The sequence below is a fragment of the Allobosea lathyri genome, assembly GCF_900108245.1.
Lineage (GTDB): Bacteria > Pseudomonadota > Alphaproteobacteria > Rhizobiales > Beijerinckiaceae > Allobosea > Allobosea lathyri.
Genome location: NZ_FNUY01000017.1, coordinates 51,780 through 73,929, shown reverse-complemented (window position 1 = coordinate 73,929; position 22,150 = coordinate 51,780). Strand labels below are relative to the sequence as shown.

Annotated in this window: 21 protein-coding genes; 9 read left to right on the top strand and 12 right to left on the bottom strand. The window is 63.9% G+C overall.

Features of this window, described 5'->3' with window-relative positions; translation table 11 throughout:
- Positions 1 to 8 precede the first annotated feature (8 nt).
- The 3 genes from C4S73_RS25900 to C4S73_RS25890 form a co-directional block, all read right to left on the bottom strand.
- Positions 9 to 1,217, bottom strand: coding sequence for a diaminopropionate ammonia-lyase (locus C4S73_RS25900; RefSeq protein ID WP_103875495.1), 1,209 nt, complete (start codon positions 1,215 to 1,217; stop codon positions 9 to 11).
- Positions 1,218 to 1,316: 99 nt separating this feature from the next.
- Positions 1,317 to 1,754 (bottom strand): type II 3-dehydroquinate dehydratase, encoded by a 438-nt coding sequence (locus C4S73_RS25895; protein ID WP_103875477.1) that lies wholly within the window; start codon positions 1,752 to 1,754, stop codon positions 1,317 to 1,319.
- Positions 1,755 to 1,850: 96 nt separating this feature from the next.
- A complete protein-coding gene (locus tag C4S73_RS25890) occupies positions 1,851 to 2,684 on the bottom strand; it encodes a transporter substrate-binding domain-containing protein (protein WP_103875494.1) in 834 nt (277 codons plus the stop codon).
- A 236-nt stretch (positions 2,685 to 2,920) separates the two neighbouring features.
- On the opposite strand from C4S73_RS25890, the gene C4S73_RS25885 reads away from it, so the two are divergent.
- Positions 2,921 to 3,607, top strand: a complete 687-nt coding sequence (locus C4S73_RS25885) for a GntR family transcriptional regulator (protein ID WP_103875493.1) — start codon at positions 2,921 to 2,923, stop codon at positions 3,605 to 3,607.
- A gap of 35 nt (positions 3,608 to 3,642) precedes the next feature.
- Here C4S73_RS25885 and C4S73_RS25880 read toward each other — a convergent pair whose 3' ends face one another.
- The 6 genes from C4S73_RS25880 to C4S73_RS25855 are packed head-to-tail and all read right to left on the bottom strand — an operon-like array spanning position 3,643 to position 7,991.
- On the bottom strand, positions 3,643 to 4,476 hold the full coding sequence (locus tag C4S73_RS25880; protein ID WP_103875476.1) for a shikimate dehydrogenase family protein: 834 nt from the start codon (positions 4,474 to 4,476) through the stop codon (positions 3,643 to 3,645).
- A 13-nt stretch (positions 4,477 to 4,489) separates the two neighbouring features.
- Positions 4,490 to 4,945, bottom strand: coding sequence for a type II 3-dehydroquinate dehydratase (gene aroQ, locus C4S73_RS25875; protein ID WP_103875475.1), 456 nt, complete (start codon positions 4,943 to 4,945; stop codon positions 4,490 to 4,492).
- Between the two features lie 25 nt (positions 4,946 to 4,970).
- Positions 4,971 to 5,744 (bottom strand): amino acid ABC transporter ATP-binding protein, encoded by a 774-nt coding sequence (locus C4S73_RS25870; protein WP_425290379.1) that lies wholly within the window; start codon positions 5,742 to 5,744, stop codon positions 4,971 to 4,973.
- Positions 5,745 to 5,774: 30 nt separating this feature from the next.
- Positions 5,775 to 6,608 (bottom strand): transporter substrate-binding domain-containing protein, encoded by an 834-nt coding sequence (locus tag C4S73_RS25865; protein ID WP_103875473.1) that lies wholly within the window; start codon positions 6,606 to 6,608, stop codon positions 5,775 to 5,777.
- A gap of 60 nt (positions 6,609 to 6,668) precedes the next feature.
- Complete coding sequence (locus C4S73_RS25860) at positions 6,669 to 7,310, bottom strand: amino acid ABC transporter permease (RefSeq protein ID WP_103875472.1); 642 nt, start codon at positions 7,308 to 7,310, stop codon at positions 6,669 to 6,671.
- Positions 7,311 to 7,322: 12 nt separating this feature from the next.
- A complete protein-coding gene (locus C4S73_RS25855; protein ID WP_103875471.1) occupies positions 7,323 to 7,991 on the bottom strand; it encodes an amino acid ABC transporter permease in 669 nt (222 codons plus the stop codon).
- Between the two features lie 327 nt (positions 7,992 to 8,318).
- On the opposite strand from C4S73_RS25855, the gene C4S73_RS25850 reads away from it, so the two are divergent.
- Positions 8,319 to 8,912: a TetR/AcrR family transcriptional regulator gene (locus tag C4S73_RS25850; protein ID WP_244595801.1), complete on the top strand. Its 594-nt coding sequence runs from the start codon at positions 8,319 to 8,321 to the stop codon at positions 8,910 to 8,912.
- Between the two features lie 23 nt (positions 8,913 to 8,935).
- On the opposite strand, the gene C4S73_RS25845 is transcribed toward C4S73_RS25850, so the two are convergent.
- A complete protein-coding gene (locus tag C4S73_RS25845) occupies positions 8,936 to 9,787 on the bottom strand; it encodes a sugar phosphate isomerase/epimerase family protein (RefSeq protein WP_244595800.1) in 852 nt (283 codons plus the stop codon).
- Positions 9,788 to 9,803: 16 nt separating this feature from the next.
- On the bottom strand, positions 9,804 to 10,580 hold the full coding sequence (locus C4S73_RS25840) for a GntR family transcriptional regulator (protein WP_103875491.1): 777 nt from the start codon (positions 10,578 to 10,580) through the stop codon (positions 9,804 to 9,806).
- Between the two features lie 278 nt (positions 10,581 to 10,858).
- Between C4S73_RS25840 and C4S73_RS25835 the strand changes: the two genes are divergently transcribed.
- The 7 genes from C4S73_RS25835 (at position 10,859) to C4S73_RS25805 (ending at position 18,838) form a co-directional block, all read left to right on the top strand.
- A complete protein-coding gene (locus tag C4S73_RS25835) occupies positions 10,859 to 11,752 on the top strand; it encodes a dioxygenase family protein (RefSeq protein WP_103875469.1) in 894 nt (297 codons plus the stop codon).
- Between the two features lie 36 nt (positions 11,753 to 11,788).
- On the top strand, positions 11,789 to 12,571 hold the full coding sequence (hpaH, locus tag C4S73_RS25830; protein WP_103875468.1) for a 2-oxo-hept-4-ene-1,7-dioate hydratase: 783 nt from the start codon (positions 11,789 to 11,791) through the stop codon (positions 12,569 to 12,571).
- 7 nt (positions 12,572 to 12,578) lie between these two features.
- Positions 12,579 to 13,346 (top strand): 4-hydroxy-2-oxoheptanedioate aldolase, encoded by a 768-nt coding sequence (gene hpaI / locus C4S73_RS25825; protein ID WP_103875467.1) that lies wholly within the window; start codon positions 12,579 to 12,581, stop codon positions 13,344 to 13,346.
- Between the two features lie 500 nt (positions 13,347 to 13,846).
- The gene (locus C4S73_RS25820) at positions 13,847 to 14,530 is read left to right on the top strand and encodes a Crp/Fnr family transcriptional regulator (RefSeq protein WP_103875466.1); all 684 of its coding nucleotides are present in this window, start codon (positions 13,847 to 13,849) and stop codon (positions 14,528 to 14,530) included.
- A gap of 442 nt (positions 14,531 to 14,972) precedes the next feature.
- On the top strand, positions 14,973 to 16,727 hold the full coding sequence (locus tag C4S73_RS25815) for an adenylate/guanylate cyclase domain-containing protein (RefSeq protein WP_103875465.1): 1,755 nt from the start codon (positions 14,973 to 14,975) through the stop codon (positions 16,725 to 16,727).
- Between the two features lie 51 nt (positions 16,728 to 16,778).
- The gene (locus C4S73_RS28070; protein ID WP_146071509.1) at positions 16,779 to 17,804 is read left to right on the top strand and encodes a phosphatase PAP2 family protein; all 1,026 of its coding nucleotides are present in this window, start codon (positions 16,779 to 16,781) and stop codon (positions 17,802 to 17,804) included.
- A gap of 254 nt (positions 17,805 to 18,058) precedes the next feature.
- Positions 18,059 to 18,838, top strand: coding sequence for a G1 family glutamic endopeptidase (locus tag C4S73_RS25805; protein ID WP_160115913.1), 780 nt, complete (start codon positions 18,059 to 18,061; stop codon positions 18,836 to 18,838).
- 36 nt (positions 18,839 to 18,874) lie between these two features.
- Here C4S73_RS25805 and C4S73_RS25800 read toward each other — a convergent pair whose 3' ends face one another.
- A complete protein-coding gene (locus C4S73_RS25800) occupies positions 18,875 to 21,973 on the bottom strand; it encodes a cyclic nucleotide-binding domain-containing protein (protein ID WP_103875462.1) in 3,099 nt (1,032 codons plus the stop codon).
- Between the last annotated feature and the right edge of the window lie 177 nt (positions 21,974 to 22,150).

Here is a 22,150-nt window from a genome sequence, read left to right as displayed (position 1 = left end):
CGACATCCTCATACCCGCGCCTGAGGCGTGACCGACCGCACCGCGTCGGGTGTCAGCCCCACAAGCGCCTCGTACTGAACCGGGTCTGTCGCCCCCTCGGTGTTGATCACAAGCACGCGCGACGATCCATCGAGCCCCAATGCCCCTGCGATGGCGGGATCGGCCATGGCGCGCATGAGCCCGGCCAGACCGGCAACGCCACTCTCGCCGCCGACGATCGCCGGGTCTCCCCCGGTGGGGCGGGCAAGGCGGTTCATCATTGCGACGGCATCCGCATCCTCGACCGTCATGAACGCATCGGCGACCCGGGACAGCACGCGCCAGGCAATGGGAGACGGCTCGTAGCATTCCAGCATCGCCATCACCGTGGGCTCGCCATGGGCCACCTTGATCGGCCGGCCGGCGCGGGCGGCCTCGAAGATACAGGCGGCCCGGGCGGGGTCGACCACCGTGAAGACCGGCCGATCCTCGCCCAGGACGAGCGCCAGATGCGCCGCGACCGCCGCCGCGATTCCGCCGACACCCGCTTGAACGAAGACATGCGTCGGAGCCGACAGCAGCTGCTTCAATGCCTCGCGCACGATGGCGGTGTAACCCTGCATCACCAGGCCCGGGACGCGCTCATAGCCGGGCCATGACGTGTCGGAGACGACGATCCAGCCGTTCTCTCCGGCCATACGGGCCGCTTCGACGATGGAATCGTCATAGGTTCCGGCAACGCGCACGATCTGCGCTCCGAAGCGTGCAATCGCGGCAATCCGTTCCTCACTGACGCCGCCATGGACGATGATCGCAGCTTTCGCGCCAACAAGCTGCGCGCCCTGGGCAACCGAGCGGCCGTGATTGCCATCCGTCGCGCATGCGAATGTCATGCTTGCTACGAGCGCGCGAACCTCGGGCAGGAGAAACGCATCGTCGCCCAAACTCCGGCCAAGCTGCGCCTCCGCGGCCTCCAGAACCAGCCTGGTCACGGCATAGCCTCCGCCCAGCGCCTTGAAGCTGCCGAGGCCGAGACGATGCCCCTCGTCCTTCACATGGAGCGTGCCGATGCCGAATTCCGACGCCAGCCCCGGCAAGCCATGGAGCGGCGTCGCCGCGTGGTCGACCCGTTGCGCAAGATGCCGCTCAATCGCATCGGCGCCGGCGGAACCGAGCGTGTCGGCATCGACGGGGTCCAGCGCAGTGCGGTAGTCGGCGTGCTTGTTGAGCAGGAACATCGCGGCCTCGGCAGAATTCGATGCCGCAACGATATGGCCAGCGCCGCGAAAAAGGCGCTGCAATTTAAGGCCCTGGATGCAAGTTTGTTTCGTCGGGGCTCAGTCCCGCGTCAGCAGATCGCTCATCGCCATCAGCGCGGTCGCGTAACCGCGCGCGCCCAGCCCGGCCATGACAGCCGTCACGACAGGCGAGACAAGCGACTTGTGATAGATCGCCTCGCGCTTGTGGACGTTGGAGATATGGAACTCGATGATCGGCCCCTCGAACATCTTGAGCGCATCCATGAGCGCGACGGATGTGAAGGTGAGGCCGGCGGGATTGATGATGATGCCGTCGCCTTCGTCGATCGCCTCATGAATCCATTCGATGAGCTCATATTCGCGGTTGGACTGGCGAAAGACGACCCCTCGATCGGGCAGCGTGGCGTGGCAGAGGGCCTCGACCTCGGCCAGCGTCGTATGCCCATAGATTTCCGGCTGGCGACGGCCGAGGCGGTTCAGATTGGGGCCGTTCAGAACGTAGATCGGCTTCTTCATGGGCAGGCTCCGCGGCACGGCTCGATGATGGCCGTTAGCCGGATATGATTGCGTCCCGTTGCACCGCCGTGCTGGCGACGCAACGGGACGGACTCATCAGGTAACGGTGAAGGGAATGTTTTCGAGGCTGTCGGGGAATTTGTGCACCGGCACCTTCATCCACTTGTCGTAGACCTTCTGCAGCTCGCCATTGGCCCTGATCTTGTCGATGAACAGGTTGAGCGCCGCGTTGATCTCCTTCTCTCCCAGCCGCGTGCAGGCGCCGTTGTAGAGGTTCTGGAATTCGAGCTTGTTCTCGAAGACGCCGGGGCGGGCCTGCTCGATCCGCTGCAGATAGAAGATATTGCCGCCAAGGGCCTGCACCTGACCCGACACGAGCGCCTGGATGCTCGGCGCATCGCCGTCATAACGACGGATGGTCGTATTGGCCGGCGCGTTCTTGGTGACCTGCGTGTCCTGCGCCGCGCCCTTGGCCACGCCGATGGTGTAACGACCCATATCTTCGTTGGTCTTGATGCTCTCCGCCTTCGGGCCGATCAGCACGATGGTGTTGGCGACATAGGGCTTGCTGAACTGGACCGCCTTCGCGCGCTCGGGCAGCATCGCCATCGTCGCGAAGAGCAGGTCGACGCGCCCCGTCGTCAGCGCGGGAATGCGGTTATTGACCTCGAGCGGCATGAACTCCACGGGAACGCCGAGTTCCTTGCCGAAAAGCTCAGCGATATCCGCGTCGAGCCCTTCCTGCTTGCCGGCGCTGTTGACGAAACCCCAGGGTGGGTTGTCGCCCTGAATTCCGACGACGATCTTCCCCTTCTTCTTGATCTCGTCGGGCGTGATCGCGAGCGCAGGCCGCGTCACGATCGCGGGCGCGGCCAACAGCGCCGCCCCTCCCAGAAGCACGTCGCGTCGCAGCAGTTTCGGTCCAGTCATCGTCATGTCCTCCCTGAATGGCGCGGATTGGACAATCGATGGTCTGCCCGGATCCGCCTTGCTCCCGATCTCGGCCGGGTCGCGTCGACGGCAATCTCTCACCGCCTCACGCTAAAATCAACTGACAAAATAGAAAACATCAGTTATATCCTGAATGACATGATCAACCGCTTTGACCCACGGCTGAAGGCGATACGCGCCTGGCCGAGGACTGCGATTCCACACTGAGCATGCGCATGACCGAGCTTGCCGCCCCCGCCTATGAGCCTGATGCCGGAACGGCCGGAGAGCAGGCCTATGACCGCATCCGGAAGGACATCGTCTTCGGGCGTTTGCCGCCGGGGCATCGCCTCAAGCTCGAGAAGCTGCGGGCCGATTACGGCGTCGGCATCAGCACCTTGCGCGAGATTCTCAGCCGCCTGGCGCCGGAGTGCCTAGTCGTCGCGGAAGGGCAGCGCGGCTTCCAGGTCGCGCCCTGTTCGGCGCTCGACCTCAAGGATATCGCGTCGCTGCGCCTCATGCTCGAAAGCCATGCCATGGCCCAGTCTTTTCAGGCCGGCGACATGGAGTGGGAAGGCCGCGTCGTCGCAGCGCACCACAAGCTTGCGCGCATGGAAGCGGAATTGCTGGCCGGCGACCGATCGAACACCGAACCCTGGAAACGCTACGATTGGGAGTTCCATCAGGCCCTGGTTTCAGCCTGTGGGTCGCGCGCGCTGCTGGACCTGCATTCGGGCGTCTACGACCGCTACCTTCGCTATCAGATGGTCTTCGTGATCTTCCGGGGAGAGGTCGCGGCCGATGAGCACAAGGCTCTGCTCGCCGCGGCGCTGAAGCGGGATGCCGCGAAGGCCCAAGAGATTTTGAGCCGGCACATCATGGGCTGCGTCGACTTCGCGCTGGCGCGAGGAACCCTAGCCTAACCTGATGCGCCAAAACGCCCCGCCGCAGTCGGATGTCAGTAGGCGATGCGCGCAACCGCGCGCAGCTCATCAGCAGTCGTAGTAGGAAGCCCGAAGAACTCCAGATAGGCCGGGATCTGCTCGAAAAGCATGTCCGTGCCAATCTGAAAGTCGCACCCGCGCGCCCGGGCGGCGGCGAGGAAAGGCGTGATTTCCTGTTTCATCACGACCTCGCCGACGAAGGTGGAAGGAGCAATGCGCTCCACATCCATCGGCAGCGGGTCGCCGTCCTTCATTCCCAGCGGCGTCGCGTTGACGACGATGTCATAGCCGGCGGGGTCGTTCGATCCCACGGTGACCGTCAGCGCCGGATAATGCGTTCGCAAGCGCTCGCCGAGCGCTTCGGCGAGAGGGGCGTGAGCGTCGAACAGCGCGAGTTCCGACACGCCTGCCTTTGCCAGCGAGGCGGCGATCGCCGCTCCGACGCCACCCGCACCAACGACCAGGACGCGGGCGCCGGCCAGCGTCCGGCCTTTGCGCAGCACGCCGCGGACAAAGCCCTCTCCGTCGAACATGTCGCCGACCAGCGTGCCCCCCGGCCCCAGGCGGATGGCGTTGCAGGAACCGGCGATCTCAGCGGTCGTCAGCACCTCGTCGAGCAACGCGATCGTCGTGACCTTGTGCGGCATGGTCACGAGCGCGCCATGGATATTGGACAGCCGGAAGACGAGCTTGAGGAATGCGGGATAGTCCTGCGCCTTGCAGCCCAGCGGTACGACGACGGCATCGATGCCATGCTTCTCGAAATAGGGATTGTAGATCATCGGCGCCCGGAAGGATTCGGTGGGGTAGCCGAGATGGGCGATGAGCTTGGTCGTGCCGCTGATCATGACGAATGTGCTTTCACGCCGCTACAGCCACGGGCTCGATCAGCGCCGCCACCCGTCGCAGACCCAGCGCATAGCCCTGCGTGCCGCAGCCGGCGATGACGCCATCGGCGCGCAGCGAGACATAGGAATGGTGCCGGAAGGCCTCGCGCTTGTGGACATTCGAGATGTGCACCTCGATGATCGCGCCTTCGAACGTGTTCAGCGCATCGAGGATCGCCACCGATGTGTGGGTGAAGGCCGCCGGATTGATGACGATGCCGCCCGCCTCCTCGCGGGCCGCGTGAATCCAGTCGATGATTTCGTATTCGCGATTGCTCTGGTGGAACTTGATCTCGAGCTCAAGCTCGCGCGCCAGCGTGCGGCATTCCGCCTCGACATCGGCGAGGGTGACGTGGCCGTAGATCTCCGGCTGGCGCTTGCCGAGCAGATTGAGATTGGGCCCGTTCAGGACATAGACGAGGCGGCTCATTGCAATATCCGATGCGATCGCGAGGTCAGTGCCGGTGCAGGATTTCACCAAGAAACTTCTTGGTGCGCTCGTGGCTGGGATTGCTGAAGAAGACCTCCGGCGGCGCCTCCTCGACGATCTCGCCACTGGCCATGAAGATGACCCGATCGGCCACCTGACGCGCGAAGCCCATTTCATGGGTGACGCAGATCATGGTCATGCCCTCCTCCGCGAGCGCGACCATGGTGTCGAGCACCTCCTTGACCATTTCGGGGTCGAGAGCGGAGGTCGGCTCGTCGAACAGCATCACTTTCGGGCCCATGCAGAGTGCGCGCGCGATGGCGACACGCTGTTGCTGGCCGCCTGAAAGCTGGGCCGGGTATTTCTCCGCCTGCTCGAGAATCTTCACCCGGTCGAGCAGACGCCGGGCGGTTGCCTCCGCCTTCGCCTTGCTCATTCGCAGCGAACGCATCGGCGCCAGCGTGCAGTTCTCCAAGACAGTCAGATGCGGGAACAGGTTGAAGTTCTGGAAGACCATGCCGACCTCGCGGCGCACCGCATCGATGGTGCCGGGATCGGAGCCCAGTGTGATGCCTTCGACGCGGATCGCGCCCTTCTGATAGATTTCGAGATGGTTGATGCAGCGGATCAGGGTCGACTTTCCCGACCCCGACGGCCCGCACAGGACGATCTTCTCGCCGGCACGAACCGCAAGGTTGATATCGGTCAGGGCCTTGAACTCGCCATACCATTTATCGACATGCTCCATGACGATCATGGGTGTCTCGGTTGCAGGGCTGGCGTGTTCAAGGCTGGTCATGACCGGGCTCCGTTTTTGGGGCGGATGGCGTCAGGAGACGGTGAAGGAAACGCCTTCGACACTCGCGGGGAATGTCGGCATCGGCACCTTGATCCACTTCGCGTAGATCTTGGCGAGTTCGCCATTCGCCACGATCTTGTCGATGAAGGCATTCGCCGCCGCGTTGATCTCCTTCTCGCCGAGCCGCGTGCAGGCGCCGTTGTAGAGCCGCGTGAATTCGAGCTTGTCCTCGAAGGTATCGGGCTTGGCCGCGTTGAGCCGCTGGACGTAGAACATGTTGCCGCCGACGGCCTGGACCTGGCCCGAGAGCAGCGCCTGGATCGTCGCCGCATCATCGTCGAAGCGGCGGATGGTCGTTCCCTCAGGCGCGTTCTTGGTGACCTGCGTGTCCTGGACGCTGGCGCGCGGCACGCCGATCGCAAGCTTGCCCATATCGGCATTCGCCTTGACCAAGGTTGCCTTGGGCGCGACCAGCGTGATGTAGTTGGCCACGTAGGGCTTCGAGAACTGCACCGCCTTGGCGCGCTCGGGCAGCATCGCCATGGTCGCAAACAGGATGTCGACGCGGCCCGCCGTCAGCGCCGGAATGCGGTTAGCCACCGCCAGCGGCACGAATTCCACGGTGACGCCGAGTTCCCTGGCGAAGAGCTCGCCGACATCGGCGTCCAGGCCCTCCTGCTTGCCGCTGGTGTTGACGAAGCCGAAGGGCGGGTTGTCGCCCTGGATGCCGATGACGAGCTTGCCCCTGCTCTTGATCTCGGCCGGCGTGATCGCCAGAGCGGGCCGGGTCAGGAGGGCGGGAGCCGCCAGCGCTGCGGAGGCTCCGAGCAGGACATGGCGACGGCTGAGTGTCGAATGCGTCATGGTGTTTCTCCCTTGGTTTTCTGGTTGGGTCAGGCTTTGTGGAGCGTGTCTGCCGGCGCCTCAGCGTGTGGCAGCGGCAAAGCGGCTTTCGAGATGCGCTCCGTACAGCGACAGCGGCCAGCACATGGCAAAGTAGAGAGCCCCGACGATGCCGAAGACGGTAAGCGGCTCGAAAATCTGGTTCGAGACGATGCTGCCGGCACGCGCGAGCTCGGTGAAGCCCACGATGGCCGCCAGCGATGTGCCCTTGATCAACTGCACGAGGAACCCGATCGTCGCCGGCAAGGAGATGCGCAGCGCCTGCGGCAGGATCACGTCTTTCATCCGCGAGACGTATTTCAGGCTCAGCGCCTTGGCGGCCTCGGTCTGGCCGCGCGGCACGGCCTCGATCGCGCCGCGCCAGATCTCACCGAGATAGGCGCTGGCATGCAGCGTGAAACCGATCGCGACCGCCACCCAGGCATCGAGCCTCAGGCCCATCAGCGCCAGCCCGTAATAGACGACGAAGAGCTGCATCAGCAGCGGCGTGCCCTGGAAAAGCGCGATATAGCCGGCCGTGACCCGCTCCAGCACCGGAATGCCGGAGGTCCGCGCCAGCGCGACGCCAAGCCCCGTGATGCCGCCGCAGGCGAACCCGATGGCCGACAGGAAGACCGTCCATTTCAGGCCGACGAGGAGGAAGATGAATTCGTTGAGACCCATGACGCGCTGACCTCACTTGACCGGGTAGCTGAAGTAGCGCGACTGGATCAGGCCGAAGATGCTCATCAGCAGCCATGACATGACGAGGTAGAACAGCGTCACCGCGCCATAGACCTCGAAGCTGCGGAAGCTGTCCGATTCGATGCGCTGGGCGACGGAAGTCAGCTCGTAGGCTGCGATCGCCGAGGCGACGCTCGTCGTCAGCGTGAGCAGGATGAATTGGCTGGTCAGCGATGGGTAGATCGCGCGCAAAGCCGGTTTCAGCACGATCAGGCGAAACACCTGGCTCTTGTGCAGCCCGAGCGCCAGACCGGCCTCGACCTGGCCCTTGCTGATCGACTGGACGCCACCGCGGATGATCTCGATCGCGTAGGCGCCGCCGTTGATGCCGAGCGCGATGATGGCGGTCGGCGTCGGATCGAGCCGAAGTCCCGCCAGCGGCAGCGCGAAATAGATGAAGAAGATCTGGACCAGGAAGGGTGTGTTGCGGATCAGCTCGACGAAGGCCTTGACGAGCCAGCGCACCGGCCGGATCGGCGAGTCCCTCAGGATAACGCCGCCGATGCCGATGATGATCGCCAGGACCATGCCGCCAACGGCAAGACCCAGCGTGCCCAGGCAGGCGGCTAGCAGGCTTGGAAGCCCGTTGATCACGGGCGTGAAATCAAGCGTGTAGTTCACGGCGTTTTCCCTGGAGCGGCCAACCTTCTCTATGGGTCGGTCCGGACGATGCGGTGCTTGCGCGTGCGCCTCTGCTCGGGCGCTTGGAGACTTTTCAGGTCGGCGGCACCGAGCTGGCGCCGCTTTCCCCTTCGCTTCACGTTCGTAATTGTACTAAATGGTTCAATTGATCAAGCGAAATTAACTGCCTGGTCCATTTACAGCAACACGCGACACGCTAGTGTGCCGGCAAACCGGAACGAACGCGCCATGAATCAGAGAGTGAGGCCCCCGCCGAAGGGACCGAAAGACCGGAAAATCGCGAGCTGGACGCAGGATCCCGAGGGCGTGCGTCGCGATATTCTTGCTGTCGCCCGCACCGAATTCGCCGAGAAGGGCCTGAGCGGCGCGCGGGTCGACGAAATCGCCGCCAAGACATCCAACAGCAAGCGGATGATCTACTACTATTTCGGCGACAAGGAGGGGCTCTATCGGGCGGTGCTGGAAGAGGCTTATGCCCGCATCCGAACCTTCGAGCGCAGCCTCGACCTCGGCACCCTGGCGCCGCGCGAAGCGATCGCGAGGCTGACGGCCTTCACCTTCGACTATCACGCCGACAACCCCGATTTCGTCCGGCTCGTGATGATAGAGAATATCCATCACGCCCGCCATCTCGCGACTTCGTCCCAGATCGGTTCGCTGAATCTCTCGGCAATCGCCATGATCGGCGAGATCTACGAGCGCGGTCTGGCGGAAGGCGTGTTTCGCGAGGGGCTCGACCCGATCGACATCCACCTGACGATCAGCGCGCTGAGCTTCTACAACGTCTCGAACCGGGCCAGCATCCGGCAGGTCTTCGGCCATGATATGGCTGCGCCGGACGCTCGCGCGCGACGTTGCGCAAGCGCGGTCGACACCTTGCTCCGGATGGTCTGCCGCTGAATCCACCTGTTGAAGCGCTCGCCTCACCGGCTTGACCCCGATCGTGCCAGATCGCGGATCGCAATGACCGTCATCGCGGCTTCGAACACGGCCTTCGCGTGTTCCTCCGCCGGCGCGCCCTGGTTGGGCACCTCGACGGAGAGCGCCACATCGACCGGGAGTTCGGCGAGCAGCTGTTGCAGGGGCAGGACGCCGTGGCCGGGAAGCCGGCGCCCGCCACGCGCTTCCTGGATGATCGCCTCGAATGAAACCGGTCGCGGAGATCCAGCGTCGCAGAGCTGAGCGCTCTTGATGAAGTAAGCAGGCATCGCCTGCAGATCCGCTGCGCTTCCTCCGCCGCGCGACAGGTGCAGCGCGTCGACGAGCACGCCGCCATTAGCCCTCTCTGCCTCCTTCACGACATTGGCCGCCTGCTGCACGGTCGCCACCTGTCGCCAGGGCATGTTTTCGATATCGACGCCCATGCCGAAGCCGGCCGCCAGGTCACAGAGGGCGGCGAAGTGACCGACGAGCCGGCCATGCTCGGGATCGTCGCCGCACACGCTCAACCGCGCGGCTCCGAGTTCGGCCGAGCTTTCCAGAATGGGCTCAAGGGCGGCCGGCTCGAAATTCGCGTCGATCACGACGAACTCGATGTCGTGAACCCGGAGGCCGGTCTGGGCCAGCAGCGTCCGCATTGACAGCATCTCTGCGCTACCGGGGCGGATCTCATAGAAGGGAGCGCCCGGAAAAGCCGGGTGCAACCGCAGGCCCACAGCGGAAAAGCCGATCCTTGCGGCCATTGCGAGGAATTCGAGCGGGTGCACCTCGATCGTGGTGAAATGAGCGATTCCGAGCGATGGCAGAGCTGATGGCAGAGCTGATGGCAGGGGCACGCTGCGCTCCATCGGCTCAGGGCTGCAACTGGCTGGCGAGGCGGGCGTGCAGATTGCTGCCTGTGCGCTGGATATGTTCGCGCAGCCTAGCGCAGGCATAGTCGGCGTCTCGCGCGACCGCACCCTGGGCGATCTCGCCGTGCTCGGCAGCGACATTGCGATCTCCGCCCTGCGCCACGAGGAAGATGCGGCGGTAGCGGTCGTTCAGATTGTGTAGCATGACGCAGGAATTCAGCAGCAGCGGCATGCCGCAGCCCGTGATCAGCGCGAGGTGGAAGTCACGATGAGCGTGCTCCCAGGCCTCCAGCGTCGCAGGCTCGCTTGCGATCCGCTCGGTTCGGTTGAGGCGGTGGAGCGCGCGCATGACGTCGCTCTCCCAGGCCAGATCGCCTTTCGCGATCGCGGATGAGAGCGCGAGGCTCTCGAACTCGACGCGGAGCTTGGTGATCTCGGCAAGATTGGACAGCGACACCGGCGCAACCGTGTAGCCCCGATTGTCGTGAAGCTCGACGAGCCCGACTGCGATCAGTCGCGCCAGCGCCTCGCGCAGCGGGCTGAGTGAAACATCGAGCCGGCGCCGCACACTATCCAGATTGATCTTGGTACCCGGAGCAAGCTCGCCCGACAGGATCGCCTCGCGCAGGCGGCCTACGAGGCGAGAGGCCTTGGTGTTCTTGAGATCAGCAGCGTCGCGCGTCGCGCCGCCGGTAGCCTGCAGGTCGTTAGACTCAGGCCCGGTAATACCCGCAGGGCGCGCCGAGGTGGACGGGGGATCGTTTGCGCTAAAGCTCATCGTCCCCTCCTCCGGCATCGCGTCGGCAACGGGCTTAGTGCATAGGATAATCGATTTTTTATGTCAATCAAGCATTACCCAGCTTTCTACGCAGGATGGAAGACAGTCACTTGTCGTGAGGATGGCGACGGAGAACTGGTAAGAAGATCGGAAGATCGTTGCAGTTTCTGAGATTTACGATGGACAGGGCTCATCCGACGCCGCAATCGGCCTATAGCCACCCGCCTGTCGATTGACATATAATCGATTATTAGACATGGAAGGGCTGGGAGGACGCCATGATCATCGAGAGCCATCAGGATGTGACGCGCGATGCGCTTGCCGTGATGCAGCGCACGAAAGACCCTCGCCAACGCGAAATCCTGACCTCGCTGGTCAGCCATCTCCACGCATTCGTCCGCGACATCCGTTTGACCGAAGCCGAGTTTCGCGACGCGACCGCGATTCTCAACGAGATCGGCAAACTCGCCAGCGACAGCCACAACGAGATGGTTTTGATGGCCGGTTCGCTGGGTGTCTCCTCGTTGGTCTGCCTGCTCAACAATGGCGATGGCGGCAACACCGAGACCTCGCAATCGCTGCTCGGGCCGTTCTGGCGGCTGAACGCCCCGCCCGTCGAGAATGGCGGCACGATCATCCGCTCGGATACACCAGGCGACCCGCTGCTCGTCACGGCTCTAGTCGTCGACAAGTCGGGCGCGCCGATCTCAGGCGCCGAGATCGACATCTGGCACGCATCGCCTGTCGGCCTCTATGAGAACCAGGATCCCGAGCAGGCCGAGATGAACCTGCGGGGCAAATTCACGACCGATTCAAACGGCCGCTTCTGGTTCTCGACGGTGAAGATGGTGGGTTATCCGATCCCGACCGACGGAGTCGTCGGCCGGCTGCTCGCCGCGCAGGATCGCCACCCCTACCGCCCGGCGCATCTGCACGCGCTGATCGTCAAACCCGGCTTCAAGGTGCTGATTTCGCAGGTCTACGACCCCCGCGACCCGCATATCGATTCAGACGTGCAATTCGGCGTCACGAAAGCACTGGTCGGCGACTATGTCCGCCACGACGAGCCGCACCCGACCGATCCGGGCATGGCCACGCCCTGGTACGCCCTCGACTACACCTATGTGATGGAGCCCGGCGAGACCGTCCTGCCGCGCCCGCCGATCAAGTGAAGCGCTCGCGCGCTCACGCTGCCAGGGAGTACCGCTATGTTGACCGATGCTGAGCGCCAGACGGCTGCCGATGCCTTGTTGCAGGCTGAGCGCACGCTCAAACCGATCCCGCAATTGAGCAAGACATATCCCCAGATCGAGCTGGAAGACGCCTATCGCATCCAGGGCCTGTGGGCGGATGCGCGGATCGCAAGCGGTGCACGCATGGTCGGGCACAAGATCGGCCTGACCTCGCGCGCCATGCAGATGGCCTCGAAGATCAGCGAGCCCGATTATGGCTGCATCCTCGATGACGCATTGTTCAACGACGGCGCCCAGATCAAGGCGAACCTCTTCATCAAGCCGCGTCTGGAGGTCGAGCTCGCTTTCATCATGGGCGAGGATCTCGAAGGACCGGGCAAGCGCATCTATGACGTGATGCGTGCGACCGAGATGGTCGTGCCCGCGCTGGAGATCATCGACTATCGCACCGAGGTGCCACGCGCGATCACCGATACGATCGCCGATAATGCAGCCTTCGGAGCGATTGTCGTCGGCGGCCGGCCGATCCGCCCGATGGATGTCGATATCCGCTGGGTTGGCGCGACCTTGTCGAAGAACGGTATCATCGAGGAATCGGGTGTCTCGGCCGCGATCATGGGCCATCCTGCCGCCGGCATCGCCTGGCTCGTCAACAAGCTCCATGTCGTTGGTGCGGGCCTGAAGAAGGGCCAGATCGTGCTCGCCGGCTCTTTCACGCGGCCTGTCGATATCGTTGCCGGTGACGTCATCCAGGCCGACTATGGCCCACTCGGCGCCATCGGCGTCTCTTTCACCTGAGGTCGCCATGGAACTCCCGCCGAACAACTTCAAGCGTGCGTTGAGCGAGCGCCGCCATCAGCTCGGCCTGTGGTGCAGCCTGCCGGGCGCCTATGCGGCCGAAGCCGTCGCTGGATCGGGCTTCGACTGGCTGCTGTTCGACACTGAACACTCTCCCGGCGATCCGCTGACGGTGCTCGCACAGTTACAAGCCGTAGCGCCATATCCGGTTTCGGCCGTGGTCCGTCCGGCCAGCAACGATGCCGTGCTGATCAAACGCCTCCTCGACTTCGGCGCCCAGACGCTGCTGATCCCGTACGTCCAGAATGCCGAGGAGGCGAAGGCCGCTGTTTCCGCGATGCGCTATCCGCCTGGCGGCATCCGTGGCGTCTCGGGCGTGACGCGCGCCACCCGTTTCGGCCGGGTCCCGAACTACGGCATGCGGGCAGAGGAGGAACTTTGCCTGCTCGTGCAGATCGAGACGCAGGAAGCGCTGGATAACCTCGAGTCCATTGCCTCGGTCGAGGGTGTCGATGGCGTCTTCATTGGGCCGGCCGATCTGGCAGCGAGCCTCGGTCATGTCGGAGATCCCGGTCACCCCAAGGTCAAGGCACTGATCGAGGAGGCGATTGCCCGGATCGGAGCCTGCGGGAAGCCCGCCGGCATCCTCACGCCGGACAACGCCTTCGCCGCCCGATGTATCGAGCTCGGCACGCTGTTCACGGCCGTCGGCGTCGATGCCGCGATGCTGGTCAAGGCAACGGAGGCGCTGGCGCGACAATTCGTGCGGGCGTGAGATCGCCGTAGAGTTAGACAGAGGCAGCGCGAAGCTTCCACTGACAATCGAGTCCCCCCAGGCCTATCCTGGGCGAGCCTCATCGGGCCCCCAATCGGCGGCCTCGACGCGTGTCAAGCCGATATCATTCAGCGTATGCTCGTCGAGCGGCGCGAAATGAATATGGTCCTGCCGCCCCCTGATTGCTTGCGCCAGCCACGGGCGCAAGGCCCGAGTCGCGAGCGCCAACCGAGCAAGAAACGGACATTCGCCCCTGCGTTCGGCAGTCATGGTCTCGTGCAGCGGTTCGAGAGCTGTTAGTTTCAGTGGCGTGGGATGACCGTTTAGAGCACTTTGCACGGCGAAACTCCCTGTTTGGATCGTCTCACTCGGCGAATGCGGACTGCAAACGCGGCGGCCGATCGGATCGGGTTTCTGAGCCGTCTCTGCTTCCTGTTCTGTGCGCTACCTCACGTAAGCTTCGCCATGCGCCGTCTAAACCCGGATGTGGAGGCCAGTGAATGCAAAGCGGCCCTCATCGTATCGTCCAGCTTCTGTCGGCAAACCCGTTCTTTGCGGGGCTTGCACAGGATGCGCTTGCGAAGATCGCCGGCATCTGCCGGGAGCATCACCTAGCGGCGCGTGAGGTGTTGTTCCTGAAGGGGGACGTCAGCAACGGGCTGTACGCTATTCGGCGTGGCCAGATTCGCATCGGAACAACCGATGATAGCGGTCAGCAGATGACGATGAACCTTCTGGGAGGCGGGGATGTCTTCGGCGAAATCGCGCTGCTCGATGGCCGCTCGCGAACGGCCGACGCCGTCGCGATGGAGGACACCGACATGTTTTTCCTGCCGCGGCACGACTTCCTGAAGCTGCTGGGTAGCGAGCCCTCGATCGCGCTTCAACTGATCGAACTGCTCTGCGCCCGGCTGCGCGATGTGATCGATCGCATGGAGGAAAAGGTCTTCCTGCCCGCCGAGACACGGCTGGCGCGGCGCATCCTCATGCTTGCTACCGACTACGGCGCCGAGGTCCACACTTCGCAGGAGGAGTTGGCCTCGTTGACCGGCGTTACCCGTGAAACGGTGAACCGCCAGCTTCAATGCTGGAAGCGGGTCGGCTTTCTCTCGCTTGGGCGAGGCCGGCTGCTGATCCATGATCTCGACGACTTTCGGCGGCTGGCGAAGATCGGGACAATGTGAATACCAAGCGCGCGAGGCATGTCATGCCCACCTTCGGACGTTGGATCGCCTCAAGCGCCGCACTTGTGCTGGTGTCCGGTTTGAGTGCCGCCTGATGGATCTCGCGAAGACACATGGGGCCATGCTTGCCGTTTCCGCGGAGTTCCTGGCCGCGCGCGGCGAAAGCGCAGGGCGGCACCGAGAGCCGGATGAGGTCCGCACCGTCGAAATCCGCGGAAGGCGCAAATCCATGTCCGTCGCCTTCTGGTCGACGAGCCCGCTTTGATCCCAGGCCATTTTGCTGGCGTTCGCCCAATCTTTTGGCAGCTGGATCGAGCTGTAGACGGGTAGACCAAACGTGGCTCTCGTGCCAACATTCGATGAAGCTTAAGCCTTTGCCGACGGTCCCGTGCAGTAACGACGGTGATCGACCGAGTTTAGCCGCGAGGGCTTCGTAGCGAAGATGCAACGCCATCTGACCGCCATTCTCGCAGCCGACGTGGTCGGATACGTGCGCCTCAGCGAAGCCGCCGAGGAAGAGACGCATCACCGTCTGACAAGTCTGCGCGCCAGCCTGATCGATCCATGCGTTCTTGAGTATAGCGGGCGGGTCGTCAAGAACACGGGCGACGGGTTTCTGGCGACATTTGATAGCGCGCCGGCCGCGACCAGCTGTGCACTGTCGCTGCAACGCGCTCTTGCCGCAAGCACGGCCGAACAACCCGCGAGCATGCGCATTGCGTTTCGCATGAGCGTCAATCTCGCCAACGTCATCGTCGAAAATGACGACATTTTCGGCGATGGCGTCAATGTGGCCGCGAGGCTGCAATCCTATGCCGAACCCGGCGAGGTCATCGTGTCGGAGGTCGTGTTCGGCCAGGTCGATGACGCGACCAAGTCGCTCGGCTTCGACATGGGCGAGCTGCACCTTCGCAACCACGCCAAACCCGTGCACGTTTATGCCCTTCGAGCCCTGCCCTTGACGGCGCCGTCCCGCAGGTTGGGCGAGAATCTTGCCGGCTCCGAGGCCAGGGCGTCGATCGCCGTGCTGCCGTTCCGCATGAACGGCGCGGGCTCCGACAGGAACCACGTCGCCGATGGCGTGGTCGATTCCATCATCCATTCGCTGTCGAGCCTCAAGGACCTGTTCGTGATCTCGCGTGGGTCGACCCTGGCCTATGGCAGGCGCCGGACCGATCCGAGCGTGATCGGGCGCAAGCTGGGCGTGCGCTACGTCATGGACGGCGCCGTCTGGCTCTCCGAAGGGCGCGTCCGGATCAGCACCGAACTGATCGCCAACGAGAACGGCGCCGTCGTCAGCGCCGACCATTACGACGGCACGACGAGCGAGCTGTTCGAATTGCAGGACCGCATCTCCCTGAAGCTCGTGAAGATGATCGCCCCGCATCTGCGCGAGCGCGAGTTGCGCCGGGCCTTGCGCAAGCACCCCCAGAGCATGACGGGCTACGATCTGCTGCTGCAGGCGCTCGACCTTCTCTACAAGATGGATGCCGACAGTTTCGCGCGCGCCCGGGGGTTGCTGCAGCAGGCGATGGTGCTCGATCCGTCCTACGCCCCGCCCTTCACTTACGCTGCGTTATGGCACGTGTTCCGTGTCGGTGAGTTTGGATCGCCCGACCCGGAGGGGGATGCGAAGGCGGCAGCCGACCGGGCACTGGCGGCGATCGAGCGCGACGGCAACGATGCGCTGGCCCTCGCCATCTACGGCCATGTCCAGGGCTATCTCCTGCGCGATACCGTCACCGCCCAACGCTTCCTCGATCGGGCGATCGAGGCGGGGCCGAGCGTCGCGATGGCCTGGACCATGAGCAGCGCAACGCGCGGTTTCGTCGGCAACGGCCCTCTTGCGGTCCTGCATGCCGAGAACGGGCAGCGCCTCGCTCCGAGCGATCCCTACCGATTCTGGCATGAGGGCATGCTGGCCCAGGCGCATTACATCAATGGCGATTTCGAACAAGCCGTCGGCTGGGCACGCAGCGCTGTCGCCCACAACCGGTCGATCCGCTTTACTTTGCGAACACTTGCCGCCAGCTTAGCCGCTGCTGGCCGGATGCAGGAGGCCGCAAGCGCGGCGGCTCACCTCCTGCTGCTTCAGCCCGATTTTAGACTGAGTTCCTATGCCCCGCGCTGCCCGTTCGTGCGACCCGTCCTCGATGGATGGATCGACCATTTGCGGGCGGCGGGATTGCCGGATTGAGCCGAGATTTGGAGCCGTTGCAGCAACAGTTGAGAGCACCGGGAGCTCACCATGACAGGCAACACAGGGAATACCGGCAACACCGGCAATACCGGAAATGCCGGCATAAATGGCGACGCCGGCGGCTGGGTCATCCCAGACAGGGCCGATTTTCCCTTCGTGATGGAAACCAACAAGGCCGGCGTCAGGCTGCGCGACCTTCACCGCACCGTTCATATCCGCGACGAAACGCCGGTCACCACGCCGCCACCGCAAAGGAAAACGATCGCGTTCCGGAGGGCCGATGCAACCAGCGCTCAATCAATCGCATTCGACGACAACAATTGGGCCGCGCGGTGGTTCGCCTTCAGGGTTTTGAAGCGCTTCGTCAGATGCGACTGGGACAGCGACGCGCTCCATAACGATCTCGCCCAGATTCTGATCGACCTGACCGTGCCCTCGACGGGCGGAAAGACCCCGCAACAGATCGAGATCGAAACCCTCATCGCCATGGCCCGCGACGAACGCGCTTCGGCGCTCGGTGAGATCCTCGCCCAGGACGTCGAGTTCATCACCACCTTCATGGAAGCCCTGGCGATCACGCCCGGCTCGCATCCGAAAACCTTCCGCATCCTGCACATAGCGAGCCTGATCGGTTCGTTCGTCGCGCTGGATTTCAAGGATGAGTTCGAGAGGCCGCGTCCTTCGTGGGAATGCCCGGCCCTGATGCCGCCGGTGCCTGTGCCGGGCCACTCGTCCTATCCGAGCGGTCACGCCACGCAGGCCCATCTGATGGCCTTGTGCATGATCTATGTGTTGGGCCTCGTCAGCCCGGCGCTGCCCGCAGGCGACATCACCGCGATGCGGGAAACGCTGGCGGCGTTGGCGCGGCGCGTGGCGCGCAACCGCGAAATCGCCGGCCTTCACTTCCAGAGCGATTCCCAGGCCGGACAGAAGCTTGCGGAAGCCGCTTTCGCGGCGCTGGCCGAGCATGGCGGCGACCCGCTGGACCCCAATGGCTATACCATCGAGATCTTTGGCCGGGCGGCGATCACCGCGGCAAGGCGCGAATGGGACCCCGGCAGGGGCTTCCCGTGATGGCCAACTCTCACACCGAAGATCACGCGCAGTTGCAGCGAGAGAAGCCGCGGGGCACGGCCATCAAGCCATATCCCTTGCCGCCAGCCTCCTTCGTTCCCTCGGAGGCAGAGGATGAGGAGCTAAGCTACTACGGGCTTCCCAGCCAGCAGGCCGGAAGGTTTAACCCGGCCGCGACCGCATTTCGCCGCAGCTTCCTCCTGCCACCTCGGGGAGGGGGGCCCTTACGCTTCCTCCTCGCGCAGGACCCGACGATGATTGCTCCGCCTCCCGGCATTCGCCCGATTGCCGCGATCGCATCCTGGCCGATTCAGAAGAGCGTCAACTGGTCGGGCGGCTATGTCGTGCCAAGCGGCGGGCGCAGCTTCGCGTCCGTCATGGGGCGCTGGACCGTCCCCGCCGTGTCGCGACCCTTCGGGAGCACTGCGCAGGAATTCCGCAGCTCGACCTGGATCGGGCTCGACGGCCAGCGATTATATCTGGATTCCTCTCTGCCGCAGATCGGGACGGGGCAGAAATGGCTTACGGCCCCCTATGCAGGAGCTGAATACACCGCCTGGTTCCAGTGGTGGGCACGTGGCCAGGACAACCCGCCGGAAGACCTGCCGCTGCCGGTAGACGCCGGCCACGAGATCAGCGCCATTATCACAGTGCTCGACGACAGGACGGTGCGCTTCAATCTGAAGAACGAAACGCTCGGCATTATCCTCCAGGCCTTCAATGCCTCCGCTCCAGCGCCATGCCGTATCAGCGGTGCGACGGCCGAATGGATCATGGAACGGCCCAGTCCGATGGGATCGGACGGCTGGGATGCCTATCCCCTGCCCGACTACTCGCCATTCGCCTTTACAGGATGTGTGGCGGAATCGATCGCGCCCGGCGGCGTTTCCCTGCAGGACCACGATTTGGACAGCGCCCGCCTCATCCGGATGTATGAGATCATCGCGAACCCACCGGGCACCCGCACGATCTCGACCGCCCAACGCGTGCTCGAACCGGCCCAGAGGCTCGAATTGACGCGCATCACAGCTTAGAGCTTCGGCCCTTCATTGGGGGCGTGCAACACCGGTCTATGCGGAGCCGCGGCCATCTCCGTCATGGTCGCGCTGGCTGATCGCGGCGATATTGTCCTGAAGGCGCTTGACCATCAGTCGCGTGACCGACAGCGCCATTTGCGGGAACTCGGCGAGCAGCGCGAGGAAGACCTCCTTGCGGAGTTTCAGGGCTACGATCTCGGATGTGGCGACGATCGTGGCCGAGCGCGGATCGCCCGTGACGATACCCATTTCGCCGATAATGGCATTGCCGGCGACGCTCGACATCAAGATACGCCCGTCGGCCCTCTCGATCAGGACATCTGCCGTGCCCGAGACCAGAACATAGGCCGCGTCCGATTCATCGCCCTGGCGAAACAGGACAGCACCGGGAGCAAAGACGGTGCGCTCGCTGGTGAAGGCAAGCAGCTTCAGGCGGGGCGTATCGAGGTTGCCGAAGATCGCAACCGACCGGAGCACGCGGACTTCCTCATTATCGGGCGCCACCTCCAGCTCCGGCGGTGGGATCGAAACCGGCGGCAAGGCATCGGCCTCGCTCCCCGAAGATGCGGCCAATCTCGCGCCCTCGAAGGTAAAGTGCAGATCGTAGCCTTGGTCGGGGTCGACCTCGCGATCTGCGACGATCAGGGTTCGCCCAACCATTGCAGCCCGGATACGATCCTGGATTTGTCGCGCCTCGTTCTTGCCGAAAGCGCCGAAGGCGTTGTTGAGGATCAGGATCTCGGGCCGCTTGATCAAACAGCGTGCGAGCGCGATCTGCCCCTTCACGACCGGAAAAAGCAGTCGCCCGGCATAGCCGGCGGGTTGTTCGAGCCCCCGTCGATAGATCTCTCCGTCCAGGCCGAGTTCCGCGAGCGTATCGCGGATGGCTTCATCGGCCCGCTCGCGTCCAGCCGCCGCTCCATGCGCAACCAGCCCGAAGAGGAGGTTGTCGCGCAAGGGAGCCGCCGCGCAGTAGCTTTGCGGATCGTAGAAGGCGATCGAATTCAGCTGGCTCGACGAGGCCCGGTCACGAAACACGCCACGCGCGGCGAGGATGCGTGCTTCCAACCCGGCATCGAGCAGACCCAGGCGATGGCGCGGTTCGACATAGAGAAAAGCAAGTCCGATCAGCCTGACGCGGTCAGCCTCGCCGGCAAGGCCGGCGTCCATGCGGGACAGCGCATCGCGATAATCCGGGAAGTCGTCGGCCGCGATGAAGGAGAACTGGTCGAACAGCACATGGCCAGGGGCAAGATCGCGGAAGATGTCCAGCATCGTCACAGCGATGCGCCGTCCCATCGCGATCAGCGCCTCGGTCAGATCCAGCTCGGCCAGCACCTCTTGCATCAGCGCGTGGCCAGCCAGGCGCGAGCCGACAAAAGCAGCCTCGGTCGGCACGCCGAAGAGCACGTTCTCGCCGATCGTTGCGTTGCGCGTATAGCGCTGGGGATCATAGGGCTCGACGGCATCCTCGCTGCCGCGCTGCGCGAGAACGGTGCGGATACGGGAGCGGATATCCGCGATGCCACGCACCACGTTCGACGGATTGGCGAGATCGGCCTTGGCCGCCAGCCCGAAGCGGAACACCGTCTCCGCTAGCCCCAGGGTCGCCAGGACCTCGACGAGCCTTTGCTCGAGCTCGGCTGTGTTTGCGGCATTCGCCCGCTCATGGTCGATCGACCAGTCACCCGGACTCTCGCCGTTCCCCTCGACCCGGCGCAAGCCATAGAGAATGTTGTCTCTCAAGGTCCCGTCGAGAATGACCGGGTCGGGGCCGGCATAGGCGATAGCGCGCCCGCGCGCCCCAGCGGAAAGCTCGGCAAACGGGATACCGGCGATGGTCAGCGTCCCCTCGCTGATGCTCAGGCGCCCCCCCAGCACCTGCGCAAAACCGCCCGCGCCCTCGCTCGCCCCGCCCGAAAGCGCGACATGTCGGCCCAGCGGCAGCGACAGGGTTGCCCGGTCCAGTACGCGATCGCCGGTGAGGTTCACGACCGAGAGCCCCTGCGCCACGATATGCCCTGTGGAGAAGATGCAGTCCGCCTCGCCATCATCGCCGGGCCGCTGTTCTGTCGACGCATCGCCATTGAGCGCGAATTGCTCGACGACCTGCTGGAATTTGGCCTCGACATCCAGCCGCTGCTGATCCCAGTCGATCAGGTCCTTTATCGGCGGCGGCAGGTCGCGATAGGCCACGATGACAGCGACAAGCTGGCCGATGTCGAGACGCCCGGTGAGCGCGAAGTAGCCTCCGACGGAGTAGAACAGGAAGGGCGTGATCTGGGCGAGCAGGTTGTTCAGGCTCTTGACCGCGAATTTCCGGCCGTAAAGCCGGTAGCGAATGCCGAAGAGCTCCTCCAGCCGCTGCGCCACCTGGCTCTTCTCGACGGTCCAGGTGCCATGGTTCGAGACCTCGCCGATGGTTTCGACGACTTCACCGATCTTGCCCGCAAAGGCGCGCGAGGCGATCTGGCGCTGCTTCCCAAGGCGGATCTGCTCGCGCCGCAGCCGGGGAATGAGGGCGCCCTGGATCAGCACCATGCCCGCCGCGATCAGGCCGAGCGCAAGGTTCTGCACGAGGATGAAAACCAGTGCGGTCAGCGCCTGCCCGCCCAGAAAGACCGGCTGCACGAAGGCGTCGCCGACGAAACCCCCGACCGGCTCGACCTCGTCCTTGATGATGGTGGCGGCCTCGGACGGTTTGATCCGCTGCAGCGCTTCGGGCTTGAAGCTCAACAGCGCCGAGAAGAGGTCGAGGCGCAGACGCTGCAACAGACGCTCGCCCAGCGCGCCCTTGCGCATGTTGATGACGTATTTGAAGGCGCCATTTATGAGCACGAGCAGCAGAAACAGCCCCGACAGCGCAAACAGATACGGCAGCCGTTCAAGCTGGATTCCGGATGAAATGACACGCGGGCCGCCCAGCCAGCCCGGCAGATCGAGTGCAAGGTGAAAAAGGTTGGCGGTGGCCTGTCCGCCGGCAAAGGCCCGGCCCTGCAGCGCATCGGAAATGATGTATTTCGGCAGATCCAGCGAGAGATAATAGAACGGGAAAGACAGGAGGACGATGCAGAGTATCTTGCTCTGCTCGCGCCGGCTGTTGCGCCAGATATAGGCGAACAGACCGATCATTGGCGCCGAACGTCCGACGAAGCGTGAAAGAGCTCGTCGGCCGCGGCTCCGGCAGCGCTAATGCGCCAGGATGATTTTGGGCACCGCGTTTCGGTTCGCATGCTGCCAACCCATCCCCGACGCAGACGCTGCCGCCGCCACAGGCCCGAAGCTCCGGCGATATCCGGGCTTACGAAG